The following is a 12,787-nucleotide window of genomic DNA, read 5'->3' on the forward strand; positions in this document are numbered from 1 at the left end:
AATATATGGTAGGTTGAATGATATTGTCAGAATACCAAATGAATCAATTCTCATTATAATGTGATTATAATTTAGTGGAAAATCATATAAGTAAATTTTTTTCATTAGGGTTTTTAAGGCTATCCTTCTAAGTTAGAGTTTCTTGGAATCTAATTCTAACTTGGAGTTAACATATATTAATATAATAATTTAGAAGATTTAGAGGGGAGATTTTAAAGTTTATGAGAAATAGCAAGAAAGTTCCATTTCGAGTCATTACACTAACAACATTAGCTGCAATGTTTTTAACTACGCCCGGTTATGCGCAAATTACGAAAGATAATCAACCTACTAATTCAAACGCTGATGCAAATGTACAAGGTGCGTTAAAAAATTATATAGCTGATCTAAACAAAGAATCGGCTAAGTATTCTGAAAAATCAGTCTATGGTAATGTGGGCGAAAATAGTACAAAAGTATATGCACCTAATGAAAAAGTACGTGTCATTGTTGAAGTTCAGGAACCAGAACAAGCTATACAATCAAAGGCAAAGGTAAGTAAAAAAGCTTTAATGAAACAAAGGCAAGATGATGTTGTTTCCAAAATGACAAAAAAGAAGTTGAATCCGAAAGTTAGACATCGTTTTTATGAAGGATTTAATGGATTTAGCTTAGACACAGATTTTAAAAATATAAAAGATTTACAGTCAACTCCAGGGGTTACAAATGTACATATTGCACGAACTTATGAACAATCAATGAAAACGAGTAAAGAGTTAGTACAAGCACAAAGTGTATGGGAAAAATACGGATATGAAGGTGAAGGATTAGTTGTTGGTGTAGTCGATTCAGGTATAGACTATACACATAAAGATATGACGATTACGGACAAAGGAAAACAGAAAGAGAAGTTGACGGAAAGTAATATCCAAAGTAAATTTTCGGAAACTTCTGTTAATGAACAGTGGTATAGTGATAAGGTTCCAACTGGATATGATTGGGCTGATAATGACACAGATGTTATACCACGTGGCAAATACGCAAATCCTCATGGTACACATGTATCAGGAACAATCGGTGCGAATGGGGATGAAGAGAATGATGGTGTATTAGGAATTGCACCAGGTGTACAGCTGTTAGCTGAAAAAGTTTTCTCAGACAACGGCAGTGGAGGAGCATACGAAGATGATATTATTGCAGGGATTAACCATGCTGTTGAAATGGGAGCAGATGTCATTAATATGAGTCTTGGAACTGATTTGGGATTCGTTGGCGAAGATAAAGATCCAATCCAAAAAGCAATACGTGAAGCGACAGAACACGGAACACTAGTTGTAGTTGCAGGTGGAAACGCAGCGTATAGTACGAAGAATAGTATTATGACAGCTTCTGCCCAACCGTATGCAGACAATCCTGATATCGGGACAGTAGGAGAGCCAGGTGTAAGTCCTTTTGCTTTGTCTGTAGCTTCCTATGAAAATACTAATTATGAATTAAGTACATTGGGGGAAGAAAATGGTTTACAACTTCCTTATCAAGATCAATCTCAATATAATTTCAAACTTTCTAGAGTACTTTCTCCTAATGAAAGCTATGAATTAGTTTATGTTGGTGAAGGATTTAAAGATGAGCATTATGCTGGCAAAGATGTTAATGGTAAAATTGTAGTTTTTAGACCGAATACATCCTATTCAACTTATGCTTCAATGCAATCTCAAGCTAAAAAGCGAGGGGCAAAGGCTGTCATTTTAGTTCCTGCTACTAATATGACTGATTATCCATACGTAAATTTCGGTAGTAATCTTACCCCAGCAGCTACAACAAGTAAAGCAGTGGGAAATGCTTTAATTGATAAGCTAAACAGCGGACAAGTTGTCAAAATGAAAGTAACAAAAGGAACGTGGATAGATAATCCTACGCGAGATACGATGTCTTATTTCTCTTCTTATGGTGCTCCAACTACTTTGGACTTTAAACCTGAAATTTCTGCACCAGGTGGGAAAATCTATTCTACTACTCCTGAAAACGCATATGAAGTAATGAGCGGTACTTCAATGGCGACACCACACGTTGCAGGTGGTGCTGCATTAATACTACAATCGTTGTATGAAAAAGGATTAACTCATTCAGAAGATACAGCATTAAAAGCAAAAATTGCTTTAATGAATACGGCTAAAGTAGTAATGGATCCTAAAACAAATAACGAGATTCCATATTCTCCTCGTATTCAGGGATCTGGATTAATGCAAATTCAAAATGCAATAAATACTCCTGTTATCGTAACAAGAAAAAATACGCCACTTGAGCAAGCGGGGGCTGTTGCATTAAAAGAAATTAAAAATGACAGAGCCATCTTCAATTTAAATGTAGAGTCACTTGAAGTAAAGGACGCAAAAAAAGAGTATGAATACACTGTTAATGTGGACCTACTAACAGATGGAATTGATACAAAGCAATTTGACTTTGATGGCGATGGAAATTTAGAATCAAAAGATTATTTATCATTAAAAAGTACTCCTGTTGAAGGTGCTTCGATCTATGTAAATGGTGAGAAACTGACTAGTGCAGAAGGTTCAACAATCAAAATTAAAGCAGGTCAAAAGAAAAATCTAAATGTAGAGATTCGGTTACCAAGAACATTAAGAAAAAATGAATTTGTTGAAGGATTTATAAGACTTGTACCAACAGGAAAAAGTGATACAGCTGTTCCATTAACAGTTCCTTATATGGGCTTTAATGGAAAGTGGGATTCTCTTAATAATATTGATCCAGTAGCTTGGGATCGAAAAGATGCATTTTTAGGCTATACTGCACTTTGGAATGACGAGGGCGCAACGGTTCCTATGGGATATGATACAAAAACAGGTAAATTTAATATGGACGCTATCGCTACCTCTCCAAATTCAATCCTTAAAGGGGTATTCCCAACATTTACTGCATTTAGAAACTTAGCAAAAGCGGAAATGTATATTGAGAATAAACAAGGCAAGATGATTAAATATCTTGGTGACTTTAGTGAATATAATAATGGTATTCCTATGCCAATTCACAAGAATATTCTCTCTGCAAGTAGGATGTATATGGGATATAACTGGGATACGAAAGATCAAAACGGTAAGACGGTAAGTGATGATACGTATAACATTGTCATCAAAACAACATTAGACTACCCAGGTGCGAAACCGCAGAAAGTAAAGCTTCCGGTTAAAGTGGACTCAGTTGGACCAAAAGTATCGAATGTTCAAGTGACACCAAAAGATGGTCAATATGAAATTTCATTCGATGCAGTTGATAGTCGCTCAGGGTATAAGGGAGCGATTCTTTGGTATAATGGCATACAAAAATCTACAAAAGTAGGAGAAACTTCCGTTTTAGTAAATGAAGAACCAAAAAGTGTTGTTGTGATGGGGATCGATAATGCAATGAATATAAGTTATAAAGTATGGGGTGATCCTTCATATATTAAATACAGTATGCTTGTACCTGTATTTAGTGTCAGTCCAAACACAAATATCAGTGTAAGCAAACCAGCTCCAATAAATGGTTTTGCCCAAACACGTGTAAATTGGACGGTTTACGTAAAAGACGCTAGTGGTAACGTTATAGAAAGTATGCAAGTGAATAATGAACATGAACTTCATACTAAATGGACACCAGATGCAAAATTACCTAGCGGAACCTATTATATTTCTGCTGATGCAGTTGATAAAGAAGGTTTTAAAGTAACAACAAAGGTAGTTCCGGTTACTGTTGTTAAATAATTGAAAGAAGGGGAGCCACGCTATATGGCTCCCCTCAGACTGTTGACAAACGCTCGCTTTCTTCGTTACTGCGCCAGTCTGCGGTACTCATTACCTTTTAGGGTAACTCCGCTCCTCATCTGGCTTCGCGACTCGAAAGACAAACGCTTGCAATCAGTCTGAAAATCAAACTTTTAGGACCTTGTCTACACACTGGGGGGAGCCATGAACCCCTTTTTAATTGTTTTGATTTTATTAAATCGAATCATTTTGAACCATAATTTGTCACTAGCAATGAAACTATACTAATCTATTTGTATTTTATTGTTAGATTTTATCGAATTTTATTCAATAGATTGAATGAATTTGTCAAAATAACAATCGTATCAATTGTCATTATAATGTAATTATATTTTTAAGAAAATTCAAAATAGTATACAAGAAGGGATTGAATAGATTGAAAAAAAATATAAAGACACAGTCATTGGCTAAAGCGAAACGAACTGCGGCTGTTGTGTTGAGTACTGGTCTTTTGCTTGGACCAGTCGCTAACTTAAATTACACTTCTGTTGTGCATGCACAAACAAATACAAAGGCAGAAAGTATTTTAGCAAAGTTAACTAAAGAGCAGCGTGAAGCATTACAGAACTTAGATCAGCATCAATTAAAAACCGGATTACAACTATCACGAGATATTGATTTGTCAAGTGATAAAGATGTAAATGTAATCGTAGAATTAAATGAACTTCCAGCGAAAACGGCACAAATAGCTAAAGCAATTAAAGGAGAAAGCATTTCTCTTACACAAGCAAATGAGAATGTAGAAAAATCTCAAGTTCAGTTTAAAAAAGATTTGCAATCAAAACTAAAAAAGATCAAATCAGGTAAGGATGCGTATGGTGTAAAACATACTTATAAAAATACCTTGAATGGTGTCGCATTAACATTGCCAGCAAATCAAGTGAAATCATTGTTAAATTCTAAGGTAGTAAAAGCAGTTTATAGTGATTACACAGTGCACGTAGAACCACCGGCTCAAACACAGACAGAGGAAGCAAAAGAACAAACAAAAGTTGACAGTATACCTTTTTTAAATCTTGATAAACTTCATGACGAAGGGTACACAGGTAAAGGGGTAAAGGTTGGGGTTATTGATACAGGTATCGACTATAATCATCCAGATTTAAAGCATGGGTATAAAGGTGGATATGACTTTGTAGATAATGATAATAACCCGATGGAAACAACTTATGATGACTGGAAAAAGTCGAAAAAAGCAGAGTATCTAAATGGAAGTGCTTATTATACAGATCATGGTACACATGTATCTGGAACGATTGCAGGTCGAGCAGAAAATAATTCAGATTATAAAGTAATAGGAGTGGCTCCGGAATCTGATTTATACGTTTATCGTGTTTTAGGACCATACGGAAGCGGAACAACGGCGGCGATCCTTGCAGGGATCGATAAAGCTGTTCAAGATGGAATGGATGTTATTAATTTATCTTTAGGTGCTTCCATCAATGATCCGTTATACGCTACAAGTATAGCGATTGATAATGCGGTGTTAAGTGGCGTAACAGCAGTTGTTGCAGCTGGTAATTCGGGAGATGCACTGAATACGTTAGGATCTCCAGGAGCTGCGGCGTTAGCGCTAACAGTAGGAGCAAGTTCTGTTCCTAGTAAGGTCACAAGCTTTGAGAGTCAATTTGCATCTGGTATTAATAAAGTTGGTGTGACAATGCAGCTAATGTCAAAGAAATGGACGGATGACTTCAGCAGTATGACTAGTAAATCTTTTGACATAGTAAATGTAGGTTTAGGTGGTCCAAATGATTACACAGGCAAAGATGTGAATTGTAAAATCGCTTTTATCCAGCGAGGTACATATGCATTAATTGAGAAAATGGAATATGCGAGAGATCATGGGGCAGCGGGTGTAATCATTTATAACTCGAATCCAGACGAAGGTCAGATTCCGATATTCTTAGGAGAAAGCAACGACAATATCCCAACTTTTTCAATGACAAATAAAGATGGGCAAGCTGTAAATAATCTGTTTTCAAGTGGTGTACCAAGTGTGACATTCGGTACAAAAAGTGAAAAAGAACTTTCAGGTGATGATTTGGCAAGTTTTAGCTCTAGAGGACCATCTGGAACTTTATATGATATTAAGCCAGAGGTAACGGCACCAGGCGTAGATGTATTATCAACTGTTCCTTCGTATATTGCAAATAAAGAAGATACAACAGACTATTCTTCAGCTTACTTACGAATGTCTGGTACTTCGATGGCATCTCCACATGTGGCAGGAGTTGCAGCGCTATTGCTGCAAGCTCACCCGGACTATACGCCTGGAGATATAAAGACTGTTCTGATGAATACAGCGGATCCACTAAAAAATCCATACAGTGTATTTGAAGTCGGAGCGGGCAGAATTGATCCAATGCAAGCGATTCATTCCAATACGATCATTAGTGTGCTAGATAAAACGCCTTACATTGAAAATGGGGAAGAAAAAATCATTCCAGAACAAACAGGCGGTCTAAGTTACGGCTTCGTCCCAGTTTCGTCAGATAAGGATTACTCGAAGACTACGAAACTATCATTTGAAAATAGTAGTGATAAAGATAAAAAATATGAGTTATCCGTTGAATACAATATAGGTGCAAAAGGTTCTTTGGATGCGAATAAAAATGGCGTAACTGTAAAAGTACCAAATACAATTACTGTTAAGAAAAACAGTACAAAACAACTTTCTGCGACTTTAGCTATTCCGAAAACGGCAGAAAAAGGTATTTACGAAGGATATATTACGATTAAAGAGAAGAACAATCCGGAAGAAAGCTACCGTATTCCATTTGGAGTAAAGGCTACTGATGAAGGCTTAGCATATTTTGATGTATATACAAAGAGCATTTCAACGGACCGCGTCATAAATTTATTCAGCCGTAAAGATACTGATTTAGATTTTAGATTAAACACGTCCATGCAAACGTTAGACTGGGTATTAGTCGATCCGAAAACGCATAAAGATCTCGGACTGATTACTTCAGTTAACGGTTCAGGTGCAGCAGTTGACACAGATTACACAATGGACAGTGCTTTTTACGGTAGATATTTCCCATTCACTGGAGATGAAAAAAATCCAATTGGTTATGTTTCTGAAAAAGCGCCAGATGGTATTTACGATATTAAAATGATTGGAACAAATAAAGACGGCAAACAATTCGTGAAAACTTCAAAAGTAAGCATTGATAACAATGAACCTACAATTAAATTCGATGATACAAATGCGCTGCCAAAAGGCGATACACAAATTGTAGAATTAGCGGAAGGGCAAGATAAAGTTACCCTTTCCGGAACGTTACTAGATCCTGAAATTAGTAAAACGCAAGAAGCAGGCATGCCTCTTACTCAAGCGAAAAATAAATTGTTTTATGGCCCGGGTTCATCAAATGCATATTCCTTGAGTGTAGACGAGAATGGAAAATTTAGTACAGAAGTTAGTGTGACTGGAATGATTAATCCAATCCAATATGTCGGTGCCGATTATGCAGGAAATACGACATTACCTAAAATGGTCTATTACATGAAGAAAGGCGCAACTTATATTTATGCAAAACCAAATAAAGAAATAATGGAATATGGTGACAAAATTACCTATACGTTCTACGCACATAATTTGCGAAAAGCTAATAAGCTTAACTTCAGATTGGACTATGTAGCAAAATATTTTGATAGTGTTGAATTTAAAAAAGCACAAAGTTTACCAGAAGGATCAGAACTGACAACTACTGTTACGGGTACAACTAGTAAAGGAACGATAGTGAATATCAATGTACCAGGAGAAGGCATTGCTGGAGATGTGGCTTTGTTTGATTTAGACATTGATACAAATGCAAATGAATTCCTTAATCCATTTGCACAAATTCTTAATTTTTCAACTGTCCAAGTAAATAGTGAAAGTACAAATAGACTATCGATTATTATGGGAACAGTACCGATGTATTCTATTTACTCTACAGCAACAGCTAAACTAAATGGTGTTGGCTTATATAATGCTGCAGGTAAGTTCAACAGTACGATTGATTATACGACAATAGGGGCCACTATGAAGGTAAAAGGCACAAATGGTGTCATCTACGACGGGACGATTGAAAAAAATGGAAATGTAACATTTAAAGGACTTCCGGCATCTGTACAAAAATATACAGTAATTATGGATATTCCTGGACATTTTACGACGTATACTCCATTGGAAATCGGACGTACTGATTGGGGAATTAATATTGGAGAAGCAAATCCATCCTATCCAACAATTGGAGCGAAGCCAGGCGATATTAATAAGGATAATGTCATAGATGTGATGGATGCGATCTACATACAAACATATTGGGGAACAAATAAGCGAAGTGCTGATATTAATTTTGACGGAATTGTAGATGGAAAAGACTTAGCGTTTGTTGAAAACAACTACTTAATACAAAATCCGTTTGTTACAGTATCATCAAAGCCAGTTAAGAAGTTTAAAGGAAGTACATTGGAATCTATTAAGAGTGATTTAGGTTTTTAATAGATTTTCATATCCTATCATCTAAGCAGAATATAGGAAGATTCTAGTTCTCCCCATAATAGACAGTTGGAACTTATTGAACTGTTTATTATGGAGGAGATTTGCTTGTCTAATAGAGTAGGAGAATAGAAAGTAACATAAAAAAGGGAAAGAAATTTATACTGTAATTAGTATATTAAAAAAATAAAAAACCTGCATATAGTGAAGGTCGATAAGGTTTTGTTTTTGTTTACATTATAGTATAGGGATGTTGTAAGTAAAAAATCATTAGTAAAGTGGTTGTTGACTATGACATGGGGGAAATCCATTAATATCTTGAATCATATAGAAATCATACTGTTTTAAAGCGAATTGTGATTGATACATATACTCGTATACGAGAAGCTTCGAACCTGATACACCGCACAATACTCCTGATGTACCTTGCCCATTAGTAAACGAAACGCCAATTGGCTGGCCAATTAAATATCTAATTTTTTGATGCCAAGGCATTATAATCACTCCCTTCAAATCATTATATTAATTTGAAAAGGTTGCGGTGCATGTGTAAATTGGATTAAAGGGATTAAGAATTAAAAAATTCAAAATTGATATTTTTTATTGAAATAGAAATTGCATCAACTCTTAATATAATAAAGTTATGAAACACAAATGTGTAAAGTTGAAATATAGGTTTAAGAAAAATAGTTTAGGAGGAACGATATGAATATTGAACAATTAAATCATTTTAGTGAAGTAATAAAAATTGGTTCCTTTAAGCTTGCAGCGCAAAAATTTTCTGTTAGTGAATCTGTCATGAAAGAATCGGTGCATAGTCTAGAAAAAGAAATAACTATAAAGCTGATTGAGTGTGATGAAAATTTTAATGTGGTTCCTACATTTGAAGGATTAAAAATTAGTTCATTTGTTAAAGAAGTTTTGTTGAAGTTTCATGAATTGGAAGAAGTAGCTAATTTGATTAGAAAAAGTTCTATTGAAAATTGTAATGTAATGTACGACTTAAGTTTACTGTAAAGGTACTTAGCTAATATAAAACTAATCGTGTTTAAAAGCTCTTCATTTTGAAGAGCTTTTTTTATGTTACTAATAAGTAGTCGTTGTTATCTATTTAATTTTCTTATTCAAAAATATATTTTTAGTATAACTCTAGCAAGCTCTGATTTACTTTATTTTAGAAATCAGAGCTAATTCTTCGTGGAGAACACGTTTCCCATAGAAAGTAGTTAATTATAAAAAAATCAAAATTTATAGTTTTTTTCAAAATTCAAATTAAATCAACCTTCAATATAATGTAAATATCGACAGAAAGGGGGACAGTTTAGATTTTGTTAAGAAGGATGGGTCTTCTCTTATTATCCTTGTGTATAGATAGAGTATTAACAAACTAAGCTGAACGATTACAACTCATAGTTAAACTTACTTTTTATTAATGGGGATTAGTTGTTGAGGTACAAGTGAAGTGCTATTTAATAAGTAGTTCAAATATTTCTAAAAATCATTTTAGTTGCATTTGCAAAAAGACCAAATCACTCAACTATTTGGTCTTTTAGATTATTTTTTTAGTTCAGATAAAAATTGCTAATTCTCTATACTAGCCTGAATATATTTTATAAAAATTTTTGAAATTTTTGTAAAAGGTTTATTTTTAAGGCAAACGCTCCAAAGTTCGTCACTAATATAAGCAGGAGATTTTAAAGGAATAGTCTTTATTTTTCCAGTTAAAGTATCAGGATGATTTTTTAATGTTATATTACGGCAAAAAGTAACTCCTAAACCATTCTTTACAGCATCTCTAATACTATCTGTGTTATTCGAAATAAATTGTACATTCATATTTTTAACAATTTTACGTGTGTGCTCAACAAATTCATTACTATTATAGATGATAAATTTTTCATTAATTAGATCTTCTGGGGAAATCTCATCAAAATGAAATAATGGAGATTGTTCACCTACGAGAACACAATATTTGGTCGTTGTTAGATGTTTGTAAAGCAAATCTTTTTCTTCACTTAGTGAACTTTCTTCAGAAAATAAGATCGCAATATCAGGTTGAAGAATTGAGAGGTTATTTAAAATCTGACCAGGATCACATTCATAAACATGAACATCAATATTTGGAAAATCATTTTTGAAATGAATGATTGATTCATTAACTAAATAAACTAACCCTGGAACAGTTGCAATTTTTAGTTGAGTCTGAGTTTCATTCTTTTGAATTGCAATTTTTTCCTCCATAATCTCATATTCATATAATACTTTTTGTGCCTGATTAATAACTTCAATTCCGGCTTCGGTAGGTACTGTCTTCATCTTTAAACGGATGAATAGCTTCAAATTTAATTTCTTTTCTAATTCCTTTAGAGCTTGACTTACAGCAGAAGGTGATATATGTAAGTTTTTAGCTGCTTTTGTAATCGATTCTTCTTTTGAAATTTCAACTATATATTTTAAATGTTCAATATTCATTTCGTACCTCCTATAAGCGTTATCGAAGTATATATTGATTATACTGTATGTTTTTAAATAGCTTAAATTATAAGAAATTATTTTTATACTGGTAATATTGACCATTATTTGTATGTAGAATAACACTATTTATTATTTAAAAATAATTAATGTTATTAAGCAATCCTTAATGGGTTGTAAACTAAAATGCGTTTTACAGATACTAGTTTAGTAACTAAAATATAGTGTATACAACAAGAAGGATTACTAACTTTTAATTTCTGAAATTTTAGAATAAAGGAGAAAAAGTTGAAATTGTTGATCTTTTACACTGATTAAATTGAGTATTTTTTTTTTGATAGTATCGGAAAAATAATTAGTCTCAATTAATTAGTTAAATTAGAGTTCGTCAAGTACGAAACAAGGAGAGCCAGTCATTATAGATGAGTTAAATGAAATAATCTTAACCTTAAATGGCTAGACAGCATCTTAGAACTACAATTTATTTCATTCAAATAAACAATAATTTAGATGCTGTAAGCCATAAATAAAATGGTTTATGGCATTTTTACTTTTTTAATTAGAGAGATAAAAAACATTATTATGGTGGGGTGTAACATGAATGATTTTCTACTTTACGAGTTTAAAAAGCTGATGAAGAAAAATAAATGGAATCTTAAAGAGCTAGCAATAAAATCTGATATCCATTATAGCGATATGAGTAGAATATTTAATAATAAAAAGGCACTATCTTTACATTATTTGGACGCTATAACTGAGGCGTTTAATCTACCTACAGGAACATTTTATAAAGGATATGTCAATCTATGCTTCAATGAAAGAAATCTATTAGATAAAAGAAGAAGTGACGCTTTTATTTATGAATGTGCAAAAAAAGGTTTTAAATCTGAATTAACCTTCATCTTATCAGTCATGATTGAAGAAAAGTCAAAAGCTAACCGTTCAAAATACTTCCAAAATCTATTCCGTATTGCTGAAAAGCTATTTTTAGAAGGGAAAGAACAAGAATCTTTACCTTTATACGAACTAATTATTGAGCATATGCCTAATTCAGCAACCGAAGAAGTAGCTATTAGTTATTTTCGAAAATTTTATATGACGCGTTTAACGAATGAAGGGAGTTTAGTTTTAGTTCGAATTATCGAGTATATTTCATATATGCCACCAAAATTTCAGGAACTAACAATCCTATGGATTACTGCTACTTACTATATGTTAAAAGATTGGGATGAGGTCTTACATTATGCAAAAAGGTTAGAAAAAATGGCGAAAATTAAGGAGCATGTAGGGCGTGCATTAATGTATCAAGCATTTGCGTTGACAAGACTAGATGGCAAATTAGAAGAGGTATTAAATTTAATTGGAAAATATGAAAAAATAAATGCTTATTATGCAGATATTGCAGTAGGGAATCGATATGTCGCTCACATCGATTTTGGAAATCTATATGTTGTTGATTCATACTATAAATGGTTACGTGATCGTGATGATTTCTATGTAGGAATTCCAAGAATTTTGGAAAGCTACGTTAAATTAGGTAGATTAGAAGAGGCTGAGAAATTTATTGCAAAGTATAATGATCAAATCATTGAACTACGGAACTCTTCTGATTTATTTAAGCAGCATCTTTATTTGGATTATTGTTATGCGTTCGGTTTGTTAAAATGCGAAACAAATAATATAAACAAAGGATTAGATGAAATATTAAACGTGGCATTAAAGGTAAAAAACTCTGAAATTCACGAAAGGTTTCAAAAATGTCTTATTGCAATTTGGCATTATCGAGAGTTTTTAAGCAAAGAATTGGAAGAAAAATATATTCGTATTTTAAGTTGAAAAAATATGTGAATAGGCAGGCTCTGGTATTTAAACCAGGGTCTTTTTGATTAATTGAAAAGAGGATCATATAGAACTTGCTAAAAATCATAAGAAATCCAATAGTAAAATTAAAAAGAGATTGTCAAAAAATTGACTTTTAGCAACACTATTTTTTTGAGCATAAAAAATAAGAAAAACGTTCTCT

Annotated in this window: 6 protein-coding genes; 4 read left to right on the top strand and 2 right to left on the bottom strand. The window is 33.3% G+C overall.

What is annotated here, in order from left to right; translation table 11 throughout:
* Positions 1-221 precede the first annotated feature (221 nt).
* Together ACSBO6_RS02950 and ACSBO6_RS02955 are read left to right on the top strand one after the other, a co-directional pair.
* On the top strand, positions 222-3,740 hold the full coding sequence (locus ACSBO6_RS02950; protein ID WP_498844121.1) for a S8 family serine peptidase: 3,519 nt from the start codon (positions 222-224) through the stop codon (positions 3,738-3,740).
* Between the two features lie 436 nt (positions 3,741-4,176).
* Positions 4,177-8,295 carry a S8 family serine peptidase gene (locus ACSBO6_RS02955; protein WP_498844122.1) on the top strand — a complete coding sequence of 1,373 codons (4,119 nt, stop codon included), beginning with the start codon at positions 4,177-4,179 and terminating at the stop codon, positions 8,293-8,295.
* A 267-nt stretch (positions 8,296-8,562) separates the two neighbouring features.
* Here ACSBO6_RS02955 and ACSBO6_RS02960 read toward each other — a convergent pair whose 3' ends face one another.
* Positions 8,563-8,787, bottom strand: a complete 225-nt coding sequence (locus ACSBO6_RS02960; RefSeq protein WP_098848483.1) for a hypothetical protein — start codon at positions 8,785-8,787, stop codon at positions 8,563-8,565.
* A gap of 210 nt (positions 8,788-8,997) precedes the next feature.
* On the opposite strand from ACSBO6_RS02960, the gene ACSBO6_RS02965 reads away from it, so the two are divergent.
* Positions 8,998-9,309, top strand: a complete 312-nt coding sequence (locus tag ACSBO6_RS02965; RefSeq protein WP_098848484.1) for a LysR family transcriptional regulator — start codon at positions 8,998-9,000, stop codon at positions 9,307-9,309.
* Between the two features lie 564 nt (positions 9,310-9,873).
* Here the strand turns inward: ACSBO6_RS02965 and ACSBO6_RS02970 are convergent.
* Entirely contained in the window at positions 9,874-10,764 is an 891-nt protein-coding gene (locus ACSBO6_RS02970) for a LysR family transcriptional regulator (RefSeq protein ID WP_180233026.1), read from the bottom strand.
* A 597-nt stretch (positions 10,765-11,361) separates the two neighbouring features.
* Between ACSBO6_RS02970 and ACSBO6_RS02975 the strand changes: the two genes are divergently transcribed.
* Complete coding sequence (locus ACSBO6_RS02975; protein WP_180233027.1) at positions 11,362-12,600, top strand: helix-turn-helix domain-containing protein; 1,239 nt, start codon at positions 11,362-11,364, stop codon at positions 12,598-12,600.
* Positions 12,601-12,787 lie beyond the last annotated feature (187 nt).

Origin of the sequence: Bacillus sp. AL-1R (assembly GCF_052180195.1) — a bacterium.
Lineage (GTDB): Bacteria > Bacillota > Bacilli > Bacillales > Bacillaceae_G > Gottfriedia.

Excerpts from the sequence above, each read along its gene's own strand:
- ACSBO6_RS02950 (WP_498844121.1), top strand. The coding sequence starts at position 222 with ATGAGAAATAGCAAGAAAGTTCCATTTCGAGTCATTACACTAACAACA.
- ACSBO6_RS02960 (WP_098848483.1), bottom strand. The coding sequence starts at position 8,787 with ATGCCTTGGCATCAAAAAATTAGATATTTAATTGGCCAGCCAATTGGC.
- ACSBO6_RS02965 (WP_098848484.1), top strand. The coding sequence starts at position 8,998 with ATGAATATTGAACAATTAAATCATTTTAGTGAAGTAATAAAAATTGGT.
- ACSBO6_RS02970 (WP_180233026.1), bottom strand. The coding sequence starts at position 10,764 with ATGAATATTGAACATTTAAAATATATAGTTGAAATTTCAAAAGAAGAA.
- ACSBO6_RS02975 (WP_180233027.1), top strand. The coding sequence starts at position 11,362 with ATGAATGATTTTCTACTTTACGAGTTTAAAAAGCTGATGAAGAAAAAT.